A 20,728-nucleotide genomic window follows, 5' to 3' on the forward strand; every position below is an offset into this window, starting at 1 on the left:
TTAGCATATGAAAACTTTAAAAAATAACTTAAATATACAAGAAATTCAAAACAATCTAAAGCATAAACATAATATTGAAATTTTCGATAGTATCGATTCAACAAATAAGTATTTAAAATCAAAGATAAATGAAAAAAACTATGGTACTATTGTAATAAGTAATGAACAAACTAATGGTTATGGAAAAAAAAATAGGCAATTTATGTCCAATAAAGATGTAGGAATATATATGTCCATTTTAATTAATCCAAATTGTTTAATCAAAGAATCTTTAAAAATCACAATTTTAACGAGTGTTGCCATTCTATCTGCAATAAAGTCTATCTATAATTTAGATGTAAAACTAAAATGGGTCAATGATATAATTTTAAATGATTTAAAAGTTGGAGGAATTCTTTGTGAAAGTCAAATAAACCTAAGTACCAACATAATTGATAATATGATTGTTGGAATAGGAATAAATGTAAAAGAATTTGAATTTCCTACAAGTTTAAAAAATATCGCAACATCTATTGAAAATCATACAAATATTAAAATTTCAAGAAATGCATTAATTTCAGAAATAATAAACTTTTTTGATTTATATTTTATAGAAAAAGCAAATTATATCGATCTTTATAAAGAAAATTCCTATGTTCTTGGAAAAGATATTAAAGTAATTCAAAATGATAAACAATTCTATGCAAAGGCAATAGATATTGACGATAATGGCTCTTTAATAGTCCAAGAACAAGAAAAAATCATCAAATTAATCAGTTCTGATATAAGTATAAGATAACTTATACTTATATCAGTTTTTTAATTTCCAACCGAACAGATTATTTCTCCACTACAAACAATCTTGTTTTCAACTGTTGCACAAACTTCTGCAATATAAATATTCGCTTTGTTATTCATAAGTTTTACCTTTAAAGTTAGCACATCACCAGGCAGAACCATTTGTTTAAATCTCATTTTATTTATTCCTGCAAAATATCCAATTTTGTTTTTATTTTCTTCTTTGCTAAGTAATAGAACACAGCCTGTTTGTGCCAAAGCTTCGACAATTAAAACACCCGGCATAACATGTTTATTTGGAAAATGTCCAATAAATTGCATTTCATTTGCACTGACACATTTTGTCCCAATTATTTCAGTTTTATCTTCACTTATATAATCAATTCTATCAACTAACAAAAACGGATATCTATGTGGTATTATTTCTTGAATTTCATTTGAATTATAAACCATATTAGTCCTCCCATTTTTTCAAGATTAAACTTGCATTATGCCCACCAAAACCTAAAGAGTTACTCATTGCATATTTTATATTTTTTTCTAATCCTTTATTTTTTACGATATTCAAATCACATTCTTCATCAATTTCATTTGTATTCAATGTTGCAGGAATATAAGAATTTTTTAATGCTAAAGTTGTAATTAATGCTTCAACGGCTCCACTTGCACCAAGCAAATGTCCTGTTGCAGATTTTGTCGAACTAACAAGCACATCTTTATATTTTTCTCCAAAAGCGTATTTTATTGCTAAAGTTTCTGACTTATCATTTAGAGGAGTACTAGTTCCATGAGCATTGATATATTCAATATCTTTTGGTTCTAATCCTGCATCATTAATCGCGTTTAACATCGCTTTTCCTGCTCCACTACCATCACTTAAAGGAGCTGTAATATGATTAGCATCACAAGAATTTCCATATCCCACAACTTCAGCATAAATTTTTGCATTACGTTTTAAGGCATGTTCCAATTCTTCAAGAATTAATACGGCACTTCCTTCTCCCATTACAAATCCATTTCTTTCTTTATCAAAAGGAATACTCGCTCTATTTTTATCAGTGCTTTCACTTAAAGCTCTCATACTGGCAAATCCAGCTACAGCAAGCGGAGTAATTGAAGCTTCACTTCCTCCGGCGACAACAATATCTAAATATCCATCTCTAATTTTCAAAAATCCCTCACCTATTGCATTTGTAGCTGCTGCACAAGCCGTAACAACACTACTACAATATCCTCTCGCATCTAAATCTATCGCTACTGTTCCTGCTGCAATATTAATTAGTGCCATAGGAATAAAATATGGAGAAACTCTACTAGGCCCTTTTTCATTCAATACATTTTCACAATTTGAAATAGTTTCTATTCCACCTATTCCACTTGCTAAAATTACTCCCATTCTATCTCTATCAATATCTTGAAGATTTGAATCTTCATAAGCCTGTTTAGTAGCAATTCTTGCAAATTTTACAAAACGATCATTAAATTTTAAATCACGTTTATTATAATACTTTTCAAAATCTAAATCTTTAACTTCTGCTGCAAGTTTTACCTTATGTTCGCTCGTATCAAAAAAAGTAATCTCATCAATTCCGCACTTTCCATTTTCTATGGAATTCCAAAGTTCTTCCTTATCATTTCCAATTGGAGAAACAACTCCCAATCCACTTATAACAACTCTTCTTTTCATATCACACCTACATTATCATTCCACCGTCAACATTGATTACTTGACCAGTTATATATTTTGATTCATCACTAACTAAAAATTTAACTAAATTTGCTACATCTTCAGGGCTTCCCATCTTATTCATAGGAATTGATTTTAATATTCCTTCTTTTACATTTTCGGAAAGTTTGTCTGTCATTTCTGTTTCTATAAAACCTGGAGCTATTGCATTACATCTTACATTTAGTGAAACTAATTCTCTTGCAACAGATTTTGTAATTCCTAAAATTCCTGCTTTACTTGCTGCATAATTAACCTGTCCGATATTTCCGGAAAGTCCAACTACACTTGAAATATTTACAATAACACCAGATTTTTGTTTCATCATAATTCTTGAAACATTTTTTATACAATTAAAACAGCCCTTTAAATTTACATCTATTACTTTGTCAAAATCTTCTTCACTCATTCTTAAAATCAATGTATCTCTTGTAATTCCGGAATTATTAACTAAAACATCGACTCTTCCCATCTCTTTTACAACTTCTTTAAACATAACTTCAACTTCTTCAAATTTTGAAATATTACATTTATATAACATAGCTTTTACATTATATTCTTCACAAATCTTTTTTACTTCTAATGCCTTTTCATAGTCGGAATTGTAGTTTATAACTACATCATATCCCTCTTGAGCAAGTTTTATAGAAATAGCTTTACCTATTCCTCCACTTCCTCCAGTAATCAATGCAACCTTATTCATTTAATAACTCAACCACCTTTCCAATAGACTCAAGACTTTCAACAGGATAAATATTTACATCGGGATTGATTTGTTTAACCAAGCCACTTAATACTTTTCCAGGTCCTATTTCAACAAAAGTATCAACTCCATTTTCAATCATAAATTCAACGCTTTGCATGAATTTTACACTAGATTTTATTTGATTTTTCAAAAGGATTTTAACATCCTCATCACTTGTCTTTCCAATAGTATTAAAAACTATTTTTTTATTAGGTTCTTTAAATTCAACTTCTTTTAATACAGAAAATAATTCTTCACTTGCATTTTTTAGATAACTTGAATGAAAAGCCCCACTTACATTTAATTTTTTTGACTTATATCCCAAATCCTTTAATTTCAAAATGGCTTCGTCAATACTATTCATACTACCAGTAATTACTATTTGTTTAGGACTATTGTAATTTGCAATTTCTAAATTTTCTATATCTTTTATTACATTTTCAATTATTTCTGCCTCACAATTAAATATTGCAGCCATTCCTGTATTTTTAGGCACAGCATTAGACATAATCTCACTACGTTTCTTCACAAGCTCTAAAACATCTTTAACGGAAATTGCTTCACTATAGGCTAAAGCTGTATATTCTCCTAAACTTAAGCCCGCTGCATATTCACAGTCGACACCTTTACTTTTTAAAACTTTTGCTATTCCTAAAGAAACTGCTACTATACAAGGTTGGGCATTTAAAGTATTATTTAAGTCTTCTGCAGGACCTTCAAAACAAATCTTTTGTAGATTTGAAGGTAGATATTCAAATACTCCTTTAAATGCCGAACTATTTGACAATTCTTGTCCCATTCCTACATATTGAGCCCCTTGACCAGCAAATAAAAATGCTATCTTCATATAATCACCTCAATTCATTATTCGCTTCAGAAACCAATTCCGAAATTAATTCTTTAACAGTTGTTATCTTATCTATTCTATAAGCATTAGTTCCTGAAAATATTAATCCGTTTTCCACATCACCTTTGACCGCTCTAATTAGAGCATCTGTTATACAATAAACTGTATTTTTAGGATTACATGGTAAAATACAATCAACACAGTATCTTACTGGAATTCTTCCCTCACTATCCAATCTTTCTGTAAATTTATTTCTTATAGCCCTTCCAGGAAATCCTGCTGGACTTTTAACTATAATGATATCTTCTCTTTTAGCTTTTACAAACATCTCTTTGTATTTTTCGTTGGCATCGCATTCTTCTGTTGCAATAAATCTAGTTCCTATTTGAACTCCACTCGCTCCCTGTTTCACATATTTTGCTATATCTTTTCCTGTAAAAATTCCACCAGCTACAAAAATCGGAATTTTTTGATTATATTTTTCTTCATAATCAACAACTAATTTCAAACATTGTTCCAAAATTTCATCTATACTTTCACAAGTATCATTTAGAACATCGTCTTTTTTAAATCCGAGATGTCCTCCAGCTTCACTTCCCTCAATTACAACAAAATCAGGAATTTTATTATGATGTTGATCCCATCTTCTAATGATAAGATTTAAAGCCTTTGCACTTGAAACTATGGGGGCAATAAGAACGTCACTTCCTTTAGTCAATTCAGGCAAATTAAGAGGAAGACCTGCCCCTGAAATTATTGCATCAACACCGAGCTTTACACATTCTTTAACATAAAGTGCATATTGAGAAGTAGCAACCATTATATTAACTCCAAGTAGTCCTTTTCCTTCAGAAATCTTTCTAGCCTTATCAACCTCTTCTTTCATTGCAATAAAATTATCTTCAGAAGTTTTTGTTATAAAAGTACTACGATTATAGCCTGGATGAGCAAAACTTAAAACTCCCATACAATTTTCTTTCATAACATTACCAACTAAATTTGATAAGGAAATTCCAACTCCCATACCTCCTTGAATAATTGGTACTTCTAAAATTTTATCTTTTAATTTAATAGAATTAAGCATTATCTCCCCCTATTAAATTTTTTAATCTTTCAAATTCTACTTTACTTTTTTGCATAATATTTTCAAAAATTTCTTTCAATGTTTTTTCTTCTTTTATCATACCTGAAATTTGACCAAGCATAACTGAACCATTTTTAACATCGCCTTCAACCACGGCTCTTTTTAAAGAACCTAAAGTCAGTTTTTCTAATTCTTCCCTTGATGAAATTTCTTTTTCTAATTGTAAAAATTTTCTACTCATATCATTTTTTAAAATTCTAACCGGTGTATTTATAGTACGACCAGTAACAACTGTGTCTATATCTTTTGCTTTAATTACAGCATTTTTGTAATTTTGATGTATTGGACATTCTTTAGCAACTAGTAGACAAGTACCTACTTGCACACCAATTGCTCCCAAACTTATAGCAGCATTAAAACCTCTGCCGTCTGCAATTCCTCCTGCAGCAATTACTGGAATATTAATCGCATCAACTACCTGTGGAACGAGAGCCATTGTTGAAAGTTCTCCAACATGCCCTCCAGATTCGGTTCCCTCAACTATAACTGCATCAACACCAACACTTTCCATTCTTCTTGCAAGAGCAACACTTGGAACAACTGGAATAACTTTTATTCCTTGAGCTTTTAATTTTTCAACATAAACTCCCGGGTTTCCTGCTCCTGTAGTAACAACTGCAACTTTTTCTTCTAAAATAACCTCAATTATTTCATCGCAATAGGGATTCATAAGCATTACATTAACTCCAAAAGGTTTGTCCGTAAGTTCTTTACATTTTTTTATAGACTCCCTTACCATTTTGGCATTCATTGCACCAGTTCCGATAATTCCAAGAGCACCCGAATTACTAACATCTGCTGCAAATTCTGCAGTTGAAATATTTGCCATTGCACCTTGAAAAATCGGATATTTTATTCCTAATATTTCATTTATCATTATCTTCTCCTATATTTCAATAATTGTAGAACCCCAAGTTAATCCTCCACCAAAGCCAACTAAAATTACTTTATCTCCTTTTGTAATTTTTTTCGATTCAAAGGCTTCACAAAGAGCCATTGGGACACTTGCAGCACTTGTATTTCCATATTTTTCTAAATTAACGAAAAATTTATCATTATCTACATTAAGTTTCTTTGCAACATTACTAATTATTCTCTGATTTGCTTGATGTGGAATAATCAAATTAATATCTTCAATTTTTAAATTATTTATATCTAAAATTTTATTTATAGATTTTTCTACAACATTTATAGCAAATTTAAATACTTCTTTACCATTCATCTTTAAAAATCCTGATTTAAGAACTTTATTTTTCATTTCAAAATTCATTTCTACATTTTCTGCAACGAGATCTTTGTCATTTCCTAAACTACAAGTATAAAATTCTTCGTTCTTTTCGTCTTTTTCTACAACAATCGCTCCAGCTCCATCTCCAAATAAAACACATGTATTTCTATCTTCAAAATTTATTATTTTACTAAGTGTTTCACAGCCTATTATTAATGCTTTTTTATGATATGTATTAAGCATAGAAGCTACAATTTTTAAGGCATACACAAAACCTGTACATGCAGCATTTACATCAAATGCAGTAACATTATCTCCAAGTCCTAACTTTTCTTGTACCATACATGCTACTGATGGAGTAAAATTATCCGGAGTCATTGTTGCACAAACAATTAGGTCGATTTCATTTTTATCAATATTTGAATTTTTTATCGCATCAACAGCTGATCTATATGCCAATTCACTTGTGTTTTCATCGGAAATTCTACGTTCTCTTATTCCTGTTCTCTGAAAAATCCACTCATCACTTGTTTCTACAAATTTTGAAAGATCATCATTTGTAACAATTTTTCTAGGAACAGCTTTCCCAAAACCTAAAATTTTCATTAATAAACTCCAATATTCCTATATTTTTTATATCTATTAGAAAGCAAAGTACTTTTACTAACTTTTCTCAATTCTTTGATTTTTTTATAGATACATTCATCTAAAAGTTTTATCACTTCGGAAAAATTATTTTGTGCTCCACCAAAAGGTTCTCTTATAATTTCGTCAACAATATTTTTATCTCTTAAATCTGAAGCTGTAAGTTTCATCATTTCACTAGCTTCTTTACATTTTGTTTCATCTTTCCATAAAATTGATGAGAATCCTTCTGGCGATAAAATAGAATAAATTGAATTTTCAAGCATAATAATACTATCGCCTACACTAAGAGCAAGAGCTCCACCGCTTCCACCTTCTCCGATTACAACACATATTATAGGTGTTTCAATTGTCGAAAATTCAAATAAACATTTAGCAATCGCCTCTGCCTGTCCTCTTTCTTCTGCATCTTTTCCTGGATAAGCTCCAGCAGTATCAACAAAAGTTATAATTGGTCTGTTAAATTTTTCCGCCTGTTTTGCAAGTCTAATTGCTTTACGATAACCTTCCGGATTACTCATTCCAAAATTTCTTTCAATATTTTCTTCTGTAGTCTTTCCCTTTGCTTGTGCTATTATAGTAACAGGAATGTCGTGAAACATCCCAATTCCCGAAATTATAGCCTTATCATCTCCATAATAGCGATCTCCATGCAATTCAATGAAATTTGAAAATAATCTTTTAATGTAATCTTCTGCTTTAGGATGAAACTTATTTCTTGCAATACAAACTCTATCCCAAGAAGTTAAATTCTGATTTGCTTCATAACAAAATTTTCTTATTTTATTTCTTAAAATTTCTTTTTCTTTTTCATCTGTTGCACTACTTTTTTTCTTTAAAAGATCCTTTATAATTACCTCATAATCTTTATATTCCATTACTTCACTCCATGTAAAATTAAAAGTTTATGTATAGTTTCTTTTAATTTATTTCTAGTTACTATAAAATCTATAAAGCCTTTTTCTAACAAGAACTCACTTCTTTGAAATTCTTCTGGCAAACTTTCATTTATAGTTTTTTCAATAACTCTCTTTCCAGCAAAACCTATAAGAGCATTGGGTTCTGCAATAATAATATCTCCTAGCATTGCAAAACTAGCACTTACACCTCCTGTAGTTGGATCTGTTAAAATAGTTATATATAATAAACCTTTATCATTATGTTTTTTTAAAGCTGAGCTGGTCTTAGCCATTTGCATTAAAGAAATAATTCCCTCTTGCATTCTGGCACCACCACTTGCAGTAACAATGATTAAAGGTAATTTTTTTAATGTTGCATATTCAATGGAACGTGTAATCTTTTCTCCTACAACTTTTCCCATACTACCCATCATAAAATTACTATCCATAGCACAAATAACGACTTTTTTTCCTGAAATTTCTCCAATCCCACAAACTACAGCCTCATTTATTCCACTATTTACTTTAGCTTTTTCAAGCTTTTCTTCATATTGATAAAAATTTTCTTCATTAAAGGTAGTAACTTCAGCATCAAATTCATCAAAGGAGTTAATATCACAAAGCTCTCTAATTCTCTCTGGAGCTCCAATTCTCAAATGATGTCCACATTTGCTACAGACATACAAATTAGACTCCCACTCTTCATTAGTAATATTCTCATTACAATTTGGACAAGCTTTAAAAAGATTATCCGGAATTTCCTTTGGTAAAAATGTAGTATTATTTTTTCTATAAATTTTAAGTTTACTTATTTTATTTTTTCTATTATTAAATATACTCTGCATTTTCACTTAACTCCTTTATATATTTTGCAACATATCCAGTATCATATCTGCCATTAATAAATTTTGGACTATGTAATAACAAATATTGAAACTCTATATTCGTACTTATTCCATCAACAAATAATTCTTCAAGAGCAGCTCTCATCTTCTTAATACAAGCTAATCTGGTAGGAGCATAAGTTATAACCTTCATTATCATAGAATCATAAAAAGGTGGAATTGTGTAGTCATTATATACAGCAGTTTCAATACGAACTCCATTCCCGCAAGGTACATTCAAAAACTTAATCTTACCTGGAGAAGGTGCAAAATTATTCTTAGTATCTTCTGCTGTTATCCTACACTCAATAGAATATCCTTTGATTTTTATATCCTTTTGCTTTATATTTAGCTTTAATCCTGACGCAATACGAATTTGTTGTCTTACTATGTCAACCCCTGTAATCATCTCTGTAATAGGATGCTCTACTTGAATTCTGGTATTCATTTCCATAAAATAATAATTGCCTGATTTATCAACCAGGAACTCAATAGTTCCAGCTGAATAATATTTCAAATGCTTACAAATTTTAACAGCATCTGCAATCAACTTTTCTCGAATTTTTTTATCGAGAACATGACAAGGTGCCTCTTCCAAAATTTTTTGATTTTTCCTTTGCATTGAACAATCACGTTCATATAGATGAATTACATTACCAAACATATCCCCTAAAACTTGCACTTCAATATGTTTTGGTAATTCAATATATTTTTCAATATAAACTCTATCATCATTGAAACTAACTTTTGCCTCAGACTTTGCGGTATTAAAATTTTCAGTAAAATCTGAACTATTCCAAACTATTCTCATTCCTTTACCTCCACCACCACTAGAGGCTTTGATGATAACTGGATAGCCAATTTTTTCTGCTTCTAAAAGTCCTTCCTCAGCATTTTCAATTACATTTTTTGTTCCAGGAATAACTGGAACTCCAATATTTATCATTTGTAATCTGGCCTCATTTTTATCCCCTAACATACTTATCAATTTATGATTAGGGCCTACAAAAATTAAACCACATTCTTCAACTAATTTTGCAAATTTAGGATTCTCACTTAAAAATCCAAATCCAGGATGAATTGCATCACATCCGCTACTACAAGCAGCTTGAATAATATTATTCATATTAAGATATGATTGTAAAGGATTATCAGGACCTATACATATTGCTTCATCTGCCAAATTAACATGTAGTGCGTCCTTATCTCCAACTGAATAAACTGCAACAGATGTTATGCCCATTTCTTTGCAAGTTCTTATTATTCTTACTGCTATCTCACCACGATTAGCAACTAGTAACTTTCTAATCATTTTAATCTCCTATCAAGATAAGCTCCTCATTAAATTCAACCATATTTCCATTTTGTGCTTTAATTTCAAGTACAGTTCCACTCTTATTGGACTTTATTTCATTCATAACTTTCATAGCTTCCAAAATACAAATAACATCGCCTTCATTTATCTTTTGTCCAACTTTTACATAAGGCGACTCATTAGCACTTGGTGAAGCATAAAAAGTTCCAACAAAAGGAGCTTTAATCCATTCACCATTAGTATCATCGGATTGTTTTTCTTCTATCACAGGTTTTATAGGATTACTTTTCTCTACAACATTTACAATTTCTTTAGTAACATATTCAACTTTATTATTTTTTAAATTAATCTTAAAATCTTTAAGTTCTAAAGTCATTTCATCTAAACCTGAATTTTTAAACAACTCAATAATACTATTTATCTTATCAATATCCATAAATTTCTCCTAAAAATTTAGTAAGCTAATTTTTTAGCTTACTACTTAGTTTTTGCTTCAATAATGTCTATTACATCTTGTACAGTTTGCAATTTCATTAATTCCTCATCTTCAATTTTTATATCGAATTCTGACTCAATTTCCAATGCAAGTTCAATAGATGATAAAGAATCAATTCCTAAATCTTCATTCAATCTTGCAGTAGGAACTACCTCGCTTCCTTCAATATTTAATGACTCAACTAAAATTTCTCTAACTTTTTCTAACATAATTTTATCTCCTTTTTTATTTTGATTATCAAATATTTGACAGTCAAAGTTTTGACAGTCAAATTATATATTATTTATTTTATAATGTCAAGCATTTTTATAAAAAATAAATTTTTATGAAAATTAATTTATAAAAACACATAATTGAGCAATAAAAAACAACACCCTTAAAATATGATAAAAAATCACTAAGAGTATTGTTTTTAAAAATCGTTAAAAGTTCTATTTCTTTAATCTAAGTATTTTTCTATATCCAATGATTGCAACCACACAAGAAAGTATATCTCCCGGTAAAAAAACTAAAAATAAATTATAAAATAAATAACTAAATAAATATACTTTTCCATTAAGAACATATTGTATAAATATAAAGTAAATCATTCCAAAAAAATAAATGATTAACATTCCAATTGCAGTACTTATATAAATATTTTTTTCCTTAAAGCTAGAAATAAAATAAGTTGCAAATATAAATGCTAACAAATATCCAAAAGTTGGACTAAAAATATAATTTATTCCACCACCATTCGCAAATATAGGAAATCCTACGAGTCCAATCATTATATATACAATTACACTTAAAACAGCCAATCTTCGTTCTAGTACTAATGCTGATAAAACAACAAATAGAGTTTGTAATGTAATTGGAACAAGTAAAAATGGAATTTTTATAAATGCTCCAACTGCAATTAATGCACTGAACAAGGCTACTAAATTAAGCTCTTTTGTACTTATCTTCATAATTTCTCCTTTCTTTATAAATTTACATAAGAATTAGAACACAAAAAAATCTTTTTGTCAATATTCTTTATTAATTATTTAAAAATGTGAAAATTTATTTAATATAATTTAAGTTTATATTACATAAAAAAAGGTCTGTCAAAATCACCTGACAGACCGTTTTAAAAATTTTTAATTATTTTTTAAATATTTTTTTATTGCTTCTTCTCTTATTTTACCTTCAAGTTCAAACTCTTCCGGATAATGATCTGCTTTTTCTAATTCTATTCTGAACTCTGATTTTTTACCTGAAAGTGAAATTTTACCAAATTTCAATCCTGATATCATATACCATGGATCAGTTTCCGAATGTCTTAAAAACAGTAAATATTCCTCATCCTTTTCCATTAACTCATATCCTGCAATATGATAAATCTTTCCAGTTTCCTCATCTATTCCGGCACTTTCATAAACATCTATAACATCTCCCGGTTTAAAATTACCTTTAAAAACCTTTTCTATTTTAAAATTCGAGATTGTATATGCCCCATAAACACCTCTATAAACTTTATCCTTTTTTATTGTAGATGGATTTTGTTTTATTTTTTTACCCAAAACAATTACTTCCGTTTCCTTTTCAACATCATCCAAATTTCCATAATAATCTAGCTTAGCCTCTGCAATAACGTGATTCCCATATTGATTTTTTCTAAAATTATTTTCATACGATTTAGTTCTTCCATTGCTACAAGAAGTCAATAAAAAGAACGATAGAAATAAAATTTTAAATTTATTTTTCATAACATCCCCCTTACTTCTTATTTTTAAAAAACAACTAATGGCAAAAAACTATGCATTAGTTTCTTACAATTTTTATTCACATATTTATTTAGGGTCACCCTTTTTATATTCCGTATTAGTTTCAACATCAACAATGGTTTTTTCGTCTTTTATCCAAAACTTCTTTTCAGGGAAAAAATTAGCTGTTAAATACTTTTTTCCATCTTCTTCAAAAATTTTCGGTTCTAAAAAGTTTCCATCATCCGTAAAATCACCACGAAGTTTTTTAACGGACTCTTTTGAACATTTATCAAAGTCTATAGGTTTAGCCTTATAATACATACAAGGCACACCATAATATTCACCATTATCTAAAACAATTTGTGAATCATAAGCATAATAATATCCACAAATTTTTTCAACCTCTTTACTTGCCTTTCTAACTACTTGCTTTTTTGTATTATCGTCATCAACTTTGGAACTTTTAGAACAACCAGACAAAGCAATAAAAACAGGCAAAATCAAAACAAACTTCTTAAAAAATTTTTTCATAATATCCTCCTTGAAATTTTTCAAAGTCTAACCTAAAATATGTACATTATAGCATTTTCCAAAAATTCTAAAATAATTATTTATTATATTCACAGTTAAATTTAAGGAATAATATCTCCTTTTTTTACCAAAGCAAAAATCCATTCTTTTTTTATCTTCCAAATGTTTGCTTGAACTCTGTAAATATCCCATTCATCAATATCGAATATTCTAGTCCAACTGTCTATAACTATTTGTCTTTCCTCAGGATAAAAATTCTTATACTTTCCTTCAAAAAACTCAAAACCATTATCTATACCTTTATCTTTTAATCTTTTTTTATACTTTTTATCATCTTCTTCATCTAATGGAATATAATGATGATTGAGTACATAATCCCATTTAACTCCGTCAAAGTAGATTACTTCTTCTTTAGGAACATCCAAAACATATAGAACTGAATTTTCAATTGGAGGCATACAATTTTTATTACTTACTCCACACCAAACCGGCATTTCAACTTCTTCTGGTTTTGGAACTCTTTTACTTGCCTCTTTTACAAAATAATTATAACAATTTAAAATATAGTCAGAAATCACTCCAAAATTTTCTTTAACATAAGAAATTTTATTCGTAAAGTAACCTTTCTCTTCAATTTCTTTTAAAGATCTAATATCTTGTCTAGTATATAATCTTACAGTTTCCATATATTCACATCCCTTCTTATCTCTATAATTTATTATATTACATTAAACCGCAAAAATCAAATTGAAAATAATACACAAAAAAGCTATTGAAAAAATTCAATAGCTTCTGTTCTTAAGTTATTATCTTTGTATAATCTTTTCCGTCATCATCAAATACCATAAAATTTTTAATTCTCAATTTGATATTTGCATTTTCTTCATAAACTCCGTAAGTTTCAACATGGTCTATAACTCTGACTACATTGTCATTTCCCAAATCCACCTTACAGTCATTTACATCTCCAAGATAGAATTGACTTACAAGCTTAGCATCAATTGTTCCATCTCTTTCATCAATTCTAAGAGCTTCCGGTCTTATAGCAACTATAACATTTCCAGTCTTATCTCCGTCATAAGGTAATTTCTTTCCGGTATTTGCAAGTTCAACAAAGCCGTCTTTTGCAACTCCCTTGATGAAATTAACACGACCAACAAAGTTTGCAACAAAAGGATTTACAGGATTTCTGTAAATTTCTTCTGGAGTTCCTATTTGTTGAACCACACCTTTATTAATCAAAATAATTCTATCGCTCATTGTCATAGCTTCTATTTGATCATGTGTTACATAAATAACTGTAATTTCAAGCCTTTTTTGTATTTCCTTTATTTCAAAACGCATTTCTTCTCTTAGTTTTGCATCCAAGTTTGAAAGAGGCTCATCAAGCAAAAGCAATTTAGGTTTAGCAATCAAAGCACGTCCAAGTGCAACCCTTTGTTGTTGTCCACCTGAAAGTTCTGATGGAGCTCTGTCTTTATATTGAGATAAGTGAACTATTTCCAAAACTTTTTCAACTCTCTCTTTAATTTCTTCTTTTTTAACTCCTGCTATTTTTAAAGGATAGGCAACATTGTCAAAAACATTCATATGAGGCCAAACTGCATATGATTGAAATACCATTCCTATTCCTCTCTTTTCAGGTGGAAGGAATGTTTTTCCGCCTGAAACAACTTTATCTCCTATTAAAATTTCTCCACTTGTAGGTTTTTCAAATCCAGCTATAAGTCTTAACATTGTAGTTTTTCCACAACCAGAAGGTCCTAATAGAGTTATAAATTCACCATCTTTAAAAGTATCTGTAAAAGGTTTTAAAACTTCTACATCACCAAAAGATTTACTTAATTCTTTTATAGTAATTGTTGACATTTTTCCTCCTAAATTGAAAACTTACCTTTTGTAAGTTTATTTAAAATCCAGTTAACTACCAATACAAAAATCAAAATTGCAGTAGCAAGCACACTTGCTATTTGTTGACTATGATATGTTTGATAATTGTAAAGTTCAAAACCAATCGTCTTAGTATGAGATGAATACAAAATTGTACTCATAGTAAGTTCATAGAAACAAGGCATAAATATTAAGAATATACCTGCAACAATTGAAGGCATAATAAGCGGTGCTGTAACATCTTTAATCATCCTTAGCCAACCTGCTCCTGAAATTTGTGATGCCTCTTCTAAAGAAGGATGAACCTGACTCATTCCTGAAACAACAGTCCTCATTCCCATTAACATATACTTAATCATATATGCGATTATCATAATATAAATTGTATTATAAATATTTATTCCAAATTTTCCACTCATTGTCATTATTAGAGCCAGTGCTATTGCAATACTAGGAGTTCCTGAACCTACAGTTATCAAAAAGTCTGGAATTTTTCTTCCCTTTACTTTTGTTCTTTCAAGCAAATAAGCCATCATACAAGAGATTATTATCCCTAAAAATGCTGCTGCACAAGCTGCAATTAAACTGTTTATTGTAGAACTCAATATACTATCTCTTGTTAGCATTTGTTGCCAAAATCTAAATGAGATATTTCTTGCAGATAAAGGCTTACCCATATTGATAGTTATAGAAGTAAGAGCAACTGTTATAAATGGAACTATTACTACTACAAAAGAAAAAATTGAAACCAATATTGTAAGAGGTAATCTCCATTTTCCTAAATCAACTATTGTAGGTCTTGTTGATTTCCCACTCATAGTTATAAATTGTTTCTTTCCTAGTACAAATGTTGAAAAATACAAAACTAAATTTGCAATTATCATCAAAAATACTGCTAAAGTTGTAGCATCTATTATACCTTCTTCATTTCCTATATGAACAAACTCTATTATTCTAGTTGTAACTGTATGAATTTGCCCTGGAGCTCCGATTATTGACGGAATACCATAACAAGAAGCGGCTGTTACAAAAACTAAAAGTCCTGCAGCGATTAAACTTGGTGTCATCATCGGAATTGTAACAGTAAATAAAGTCTTTAAAGGACTTGCTCCTGAAATTCTAGCAGCTTCTTCTAAAGAAGGATCCATTTTTTCCATTGCACGAGAAATTGTGATAAAAGCATAAGGATAATAAAAACAAGTAAGTACCCAAATCATTCCCCATACACTATAAATATTAAAGATTGGTTCACTTAATCCAAAAATCTTTTGAAGAAACATATTTAAAGTTCCAACTCTTGGATTTAAAAGTCTAAGCCAAGCCATTGCTCCTACATAAGGAGGAACCATATATGTAATAACAAACATAGTTCTAAATATTTTTTTGCCATATAAATTAGTTCTTCCAACTAAAAAAGCAAGTGGAAAAGCGATTAACATTCCAAAGAATGTTGTTGCAACCGCAGTAACAATAGTATTTCTAATAGCTATAAAATTGGCATCATAACTATAAACTCTTTTAAATGCCTCAAAAGTAAAACTTCCATTAGGAAATACGGATTTAACAAAGAGATATAAAAGTGGAAAAACTTCAAAAATAAGTAAAAGTGCAACAATAGAAAGCATTATTATCCACTTTATATCTAATCTAAATTTTCTTTCTGTCTTTTGCATAAAATAACCTTCCATTAACAAGAGGGAGTTTCCTCCCTCTATATTTTTATTGTAAAACAATAAGCTCCAATTTTTTATATGGTTCTTATTTCTTATTTTTTACCAATTGTATCTGTAAACATCTTTCTTAGAGAATCTCTGTCTTTAACTAATTGTTCCCATTTAACATTTATACTATTTGCTGTAATTTCAGAAGTTTTAATTGCATCATAAGGAACTTCAGGGAAATCTTTTAGTACAGAATGCATCCATCCCTTAACTATATATTTTTGACCTTCTTCTGATAAGAACCATTTTGAAATTGCTTCTGCAGCTTTTGTATTTTTATTTTCTGTTAATTTTTCATCTACAACCATAATTGGTGAAGGAACTACAATTGTTCCATCTTTAGGATATATAACTTCTAATGAAGAATTATCATCTTGTCTTTTCTTTAAAACAGATTCTTCAAGAATCATTAGTTCATCCATTTCGCCAGTTTCAAGTTTTGTCAAAGCAACACTACCTGCTTCAATAGCAACTTTTCTCTTAGCTAAATTAGCAAAATATTCATCATTATATTTATCTTTTAATCCACTGATAGCTGCAAGAGCTGTACCTGATTTTAAAGGATCTGACATTGAAATCTTTCCTGTAAGGCTTTCCTTTTCAGCAAATTCTTTAAAAGTTTGGGCTAAATCTTCTTTCTTTGTTTTTTCCGGATTATAAGCTAAAACCATATTAGAAATTCTAACTGGATACCAATATCCTTCTTTATCATATTCGAAAGCTAATTTATCTTTGTTTTCGATATCAAATTTATGTAATACATTTTTTTCTTTTAATTCATAAGCATAGGAAGGTTCTGCAACCATTATAATATCACAAGCGAGTTTTCCTGCTTCGATTTCCCCAGCAATTTTAGTTTGTAAAGTTCCAGTTCCGCCTTGGAAAAATTCAATTTCACAATTAGGAAATTTCTTTTTAAGTGCAGGTTTCATATTAGCAATTATATCTTCATACATTGAAGTATAAATTCTAACTTTTCCAGAAACTTCTTCATTCGCCTTCATATCTTTACTTGTATCATCTTTCTTATCAGAGCCTCCACCACAAGCAGTTGCACCAATCATTAATGCTGACAACATAAGTGCCAAAAATTTCTTTTTCATAAATCCTCCTAAATAGAAATAATATCTTTTTCGAGTACACACTCCAGAACTAATTATATTCAAAATTCTAAAAAAAATCTACAATTTTTTTGGTGATTTTCTAAATAATTTAAAATTTTTCTAAAAAAATTAAGGGACTATTTTGTCCCTATAAAAAATATTATCCCTATTTATTAGTTCTTATCTAAATTATACAAAAAGTAAATTTACACTAAAAAGAGAGATATTTTATGAAAAATTGTCTCTCTTTTAAAAAAATATTAAATTTTTGAAATAATCACTTTGCAAATTTAAATAAAGATAAATAATAATCAAAAAATTAATTTACCTATATTCTACTTCATCCACTCATTAAATTTATTCAAAGTTTTCTCTCTACCAATGTCAGTAACTTTAATAATATCATTTTCTATATATGCAAATTTTTTATTCAATAAATTCTTTAAAACTCTTTCAAATTTATTCTTTGCATAACATAGATGCTCATTTATTTTTACAACATTACATTCAATATCAGCTCTTTGAGTATTTTCGTGGTTTATTATATGAAGCATCATTGTAACCTCTGCAAATTCAGCTCTTTTTCTGTTTTCATTTAATATTTTTTTGATAATTCCATTTCTCGGTTCAAATATAAATACTAATAAAAATATCAATCCGTTAACTATGGCTATTGTTCCTGCAATAGAAAGGTCATAAATATATGCCATATAAAATCCTATTACACTACTTAAAACTCCCGTGAAAACACTTAGAAATATCATTTTCTTCAAATCATGTGTTAATAGATATGCCGTTGCAGACGGAACAACCATATATGAAATTACAAGTATTGAACCTACAGCGTTAAATGCTCCTACAGTTGTTACCGAAACTAAGCTCATTAGTGCATAATAGATGACAACAGGTGTAAACCCTGAAATTAAACTTAAATTCTTGTCAAAAGTAGAAATTTTTAATTCTTTAAAGAAAACCCAAACAAAGATTAAATCGATTAAAAATATTACAGCCATTACAAAAATAACTTTTGACATTTCATATCCGAAAAACTCTATTCTTGGAATTATTGAAAAGGCTACTTCCCCAACTAAAACTGAATCGACATCGAGATGTACTCCTCTTAAAAACTTTGAAATCATTATTATAGCAATACTAAATAAGAATGGAAATACAAGTCCAATTGACGAATCTTCATGCAAAGTTGTCTTTTGATTTATAAGCTCCGTCAAAAATACAGTAAGTATTCCAACCAGTCCGGCACCGACAATCAGCAAAGGACTTGTCAAATCTTTTGTAATGAAAAAAGCAATTACGATTCCAAGTAAAATTGTATGAGTTATAGAATCTATCATCATAGACATTTTTCTAAGAATTAAAAATGGTCCCAATAGTGAACAAGCAGCTGAAACTAAACTTACAGCTATTAAAATTTCTAATTGTCTCATTTAGTCCCTCCTTGCATAGTTCTCTTTTTACTGAATAAAATTCCTTTTTTAGGCGAAAATAATATACTAAAAAATACAATTAAACTTGCAACTATCGCTATAACTGGTCCTGTTGACAACCCCTTATAGTACATACTTATAAATGAACCGGTAATTCCTGAAAAAGCTCCAAAAATTCCTGATAAAATCATCATAACATTGAATTTATCCGTCCATTGTCTTGCAGCAACAGGTGGTGCAATTAACATTGTACTCATAAGAATTACTCCAACTGATTGAATTCCCATAACTATTGAAATTACAAGTAAAACTATTAATATTCCGGTCATTAAATTTATAGAAAATCCCTTTGTTTGTGCAAACTCCGGATCAAAGGAAAAAAGTTTTAATTCTTTCCAAAATAGTAAAATTACAAACAGTACCAAAATAATTATTCCGATTAAAAAATATATATCTTTTTTCAAAAAAGCGGCAGCTTGCCCAAATATAAATTTATCAAGACCTGCTTGATTAGTATTTGCCTTTCTTTGAATAAGTGCAAGTAAAACAACGCCAAGCCCAAAAAATGTTGACAAAACAATTGCCAATGCACTGTCAAATTTTACTTTTGATTTTAAATCAATTCCGAAAATAAGAAGTGCAGCTATAACTCCTGCAATAAAAGCTCCAAGAAGTAAAAATTCCAAATTTTTAATTCCAAGTACCATAAAAGCAATACAAACACCGGGAAGAGTTGAATGGCTGATTGCATCACAGATAAGTCCTTGTTTTCTCACTGTAACATATACTCCCATAATTCCACTTAAAAGTCCCAAAAGTCCTGAACCTAAAGCTATCATCAAAAAAGTATAGTCAGTAAGTAAATCTAAAATTCCGTTCATAATCTACACCCTATATGCCTTATTTATATTATCTTCTGTAAAAACATCCTTAACGGAACCTGAAGCGATAACCAATTTATTTAAAAGTACAACCTCATCAAAATATTCCTCAACAGTTCTCAAATCATGATGAACAACTATGATTGTCTTTCCGCTATCTCTAAGTTCTTTCAAAATTTTCATAATTTCTTTTTCCGTTTTAGCATCAACCCCTTTTAGCGGTTCATCTAAAAAATAAATTTCACTATCTTGAACTAATGCTCTCGCTAAGAAAACTCTCTGTTGTTGGCCGCCGGAAAGATCGCTTATTTGCCTATCGACAAACTCTTCCATTCCAAGTTTCTTTAAAGCCTCTAAAGACAATTCTCTTTCTTTTTTACCTGCTCTTTTTATCCAACCGAGCTTCCCATAAGTTCCCATCATAACAACATCCAAAACATCTGTCGGAAAATCCCAATCGACAGACTCACTTTGTGGCACATAAGAAATATCTTTTCTAAATTCCTTATAAGGCTTGCCGAAAAATGAAATTTTTCCGGATGAAATGGGGATTAAATTTAACATTGCCTTTAACAAAGTCGATTTACCTGCACCGTTTGGTCCCAAAATCGCGGTAAGTTTACCTCTTTTAATATCCAAATCCACATCCCAAACTACAGGTTTAAGATAATAGGCAATAGTTAAATCTTCAACTTTTACAGCTATTTCGTCCATTTTTTCC

The 20,728-nt window shown here is 29.5% G+C and carries 23 protein-coding genes; 1 reads left to right on the forward strand and 22 read right to left on the reverse strand.

Features of this window, described 5'->3' with window-relative positions; genetic code table 11:
* Positions 1-7 precede the first annotated feature (7 nt).
* Positions 8-778, forward strand: coding sequence for a biotin--[acetyl-CoA-carboxylase] ligase (locus VJI77_RS04320; protein ID WP_323988407.1), 771 nt, complete (start codon positions 8-10; stop codon positions 776-778).
* Positions 779-798: 20 nt separating this feature from the next.
* Here VJI77_RS04320 and fabZ read toward each other — a convergent pair whose 3' ends face one another.
* The 22 genes from fabZ to VJI77_RS04430 all read right to left on the reverse strand — a co-directional run bounded on the left by fabZ (position 799) and on the right by VJI77_RS04430 (position 20,721).
* Entirely contained in the window at positions 799-1,230 is a 432-nt protein-coding gene (gene fabZ, locus VJI77_RS04325) for a 3-hydroxyacyl-ACP dehydratase FabZ (RefSeq protein ID WP_009354623.1), read from the reverse strand.
* A gap of 1 nt (position 1,231) precedes the next feature.
* Entirely contained in the window at positions 1,232-2,464 is a 1,233-nt protein-coding gene (gene fabF / locus VJI77_RS04330) for a beta-ketoacyl-ACP synthase II (RefSeq protein WP_323988408.1), read from the reverse strand.
* Between the two features lie 7 nt (positions 2,465-2,471).
* Positions 2,472-3,206, reverse strand: a complete 735-nt coding sequence (fabG, locus tag VJI77_RS04335; protein WP_323988409.1) for a 3-oxoacyl-[acyl-carrier-protein] reductase — start codon at positions 3,204-3,206, stop codon at positions 2,472-2,474.
* Complete coding sequence (locus VJI77_RS04340) at positions 3,199-4,095, reverse strand: ACP S-malonyltransferase (RefSeq protein ID WP_323988410.1); 897 nt, start codon at positions 4,093-4,095, stop codon at positions 3,199-3,201. Before VJI77_RS04340 ends, fabG begins: the two co-directional genes overlap by 8 nt.
* Before the next feature lie 4 nt (positions 4,096-4,099).
* Positions 4,100-5,179, reverse strand: a complete 1,080-nt coding sequence (locus VJI77_RS04345; protein ID WP_323988412.1) for an NAD(P)H-dependent flavin oxidoreductase — start codon at positions 5,177-5,179, stop codon at positions 4,100-4,102.
* Positions 5,172-6,116 (reverse strand): enoyl-[acyl-carrier-protein] reductase FabK, encoded by a 945-nt coding sequence (gene fabK, locus VJI77_RS04350; RefSeq protein WP_323988413.1) that lies wholly within the window; start codon positions 6,114-6,116, stop codon positions 5,172-5,174. The genes VJI77_RS04345 and fabK overlap by 8 nt, the downstream gene beginning before the upstream one ends.
* A gap of 9 nt (positions 6,117-6,125) precedes the next feature.
* Complete coding sequence (locus tag VJI77_RS04355) at positions 6,126-7,073, reverse strand: beta-ketoacyl-ACP synthase III (protein ID WP_323988414.1); 948 nt, start codon at positions 7,071-7,073, stop codon at positions 6,126-6,128.
* Complete coding sequence (locus VJI77_RS04360) at positions 7,073-7,990, reverse strand: acetyl-CoA carboxylase carboxyltransferase subunit alpha (protein WP_323988415.1); 918 nt, start codon at positions 7,988-7,990, stop codon at positions 7,073-7,075. The genes VJI77_RS04355 and VJI77_RS04360 overlap by 1 nt, the downstream gene beginning before the upstream one ends.
* Positions 7,990-8,856: an acetyl-CoA carboxylase, carboxyltransferase subunit beta gene (accD, locus tag VJI77_RS04365; protein ID WP_323988416.1), complete on the reverse strand. Its 867-nt coding sequence runs from the start codon at positions 8,854-8,856 to the stop codon at positions 7,990-7,992. Before accD ends, VJI77_RS04360 begins: the two co-directional genes overlap by 1 nt.
* Entirely contained in the window at positions 8,840-10,207 is a 1,368-nt protein-coding gene (gene accC / locus VJI77_RS04370; protein ID WP_323988417.1) for an acetyl-CoA carboxylase biotin carboxylase subunit, read from the reverse strand. The genes accD and accC overlap by 17 nt, the downstream gene beginning before the upstream one ends.
* 1 nt (position 10,208) lies before the next feature.
* On the reverse strand, positions 10,209-10,646 hold the full coding sequence (gene accB, locus VJI77_RS04375) for an acetyl-CoA carboxylase biotin carboxyl carrier protein (protein ID WP_323988418.1): 438 nt from the start codon (positions 10,644-10,646) through the stop codon (positions 10,209-10,211).
* 41 nt (positions 10,647-10,687) lie between these two features.
* On the reverse strand, positions 10,688-10,915 hold the full coding sequence (gene acpP / locus VJI77_RS04380) for an acyl carrier protein (RefSeq protein ID WP_009354724.1): 228 nt from the start codon (positions 10,913-10,915) through the stop codon (positions 10,688-10,690).
* Between the two features lie 222 nt (positions 10,916-11,137).
* A complete protein-coding gene (locus VJI77_RS04385) occupies positions 11,138-11,656 on the reverse strand; it encodes a biotin transporter BioY (RefSeq protein WP_009354570.1) in 519 nt (172 codons plus the stop codon).
* Positions 11,657-11,827: 171 nt separating this feature from the next.
* Positions 11,828-12,436: a hypothetical protein gene (locus VJI77_RS04390; protein ID WP_323988419.1), complete on the reverse strand. Its 609-nt coding sequence runs from the start codon at positions 12,434-12,436 to the stop codon at positions 11,828-11,830.
* A gap of 84 nt (positions 12,437-12,520) precedes the next feature.
* Complete coding sequence (locus tag VJI77_RS04395; protein ID WP_323988421.1) at positions 12,521-12,967, reverse strand: hypothetical protein; 447 nt, start codon at positions 12,965-12,967, stop codon at positions 12,521-12,523.
* 101 nt (positions 12,968-13,068) lie between these two features.
* Complete coding sequence (locus VJI77_RS04400; protein WP_009354448.1) at positions 13,069-13,653, reverse strand: DUF3841 domain-containing protein; 585 nt, start codon at positions 13,651-13,653, stop codon at positions 13,069-13,071.
* Between the two features lie 112 nt (positions 13,654-13,765).
* Positions 13,766-14,836 (reverse strand): ABC transporter ATP-binding protein, encoded by a 1,071-nt coding sequence (locus VJI77_RS04405; protein ID WP_323988422.1) that lies wholly within the window; start codon positions 14,834-14,836, stop codon positions 13,766-13,768.
* Positions 14,837-14,844: 8 nt separating this feature from the next.
* Positions 14,845-16,530: an ABC transporter permease gene (locus VJI77_RS04410; RefSeq protein WP_323988423.1), complete on the reverse strand. Its 1,686-nt coding sequence runs from the start codon at positions 16,528-16,530 to the stop codon at positions 14,845-14,847.
* A gap of 92 nt (positions 16,531-16,622) precedes the next feature.
* On the reverse strand, positions 16,623-17,681 hold the full coding sequence (locus VJI77_RS04415) for an ABC transporter substrate-binding protein (protein WP_323988424.1): 1,059 nt from the start codon (positions 17,679-17,681) through the stop codon (positions 16,623-16,625).
* A gap of 335 nt (positions 17,682-18,016) precedes the next feature.
* Entirely contained in the window at positions 18,017-19,126 is a 1,110-nt protein-coding gene (locus VJI77_RS04420) for a metal ABC transporter permease (RefSeq protein ID WP_323988426.1), read from the reverse strand.
* Positions 19,123-20,007, reverse strand: coding sequence for a metal ABC transporter permease (locus VJI77_RS04425; RefSeq protein ID WP_323988427.1), 885 nt, complete (start codon positions 20,005-20,007; stop codon positions 19,123-19,125). The genes VJI77_RS04420 and VJI77_RS04425 overlap by 4 nt, the downstream gene beginning before the upstream one ends.
* Positions 20,008-20,010: 3 nt before the next feature.
* The gene (locus tag VJI77_RS04430; protein WP_009354812.1) at positions 20,011-20,721 is read right to left on the reverse strand and encodes a metal ABC transporter ATP-binding protein; all 711 of its coding nucleotides are present in this window, start codon (positions 20,719-20,721) and stop codon (positions 20,011-20,013) included.
* Positions 20,722-20,728: the final 7 nt, after the last annotated feature.

Origin of the sequence: Parvimonas sp. D2 (assembly GCF_035282635.1) — a bacterium.
GTDB lineage: Bacteria > Bacillota > Clostridia > Tissierellales > Peptoniphilaceae > Parvimonas.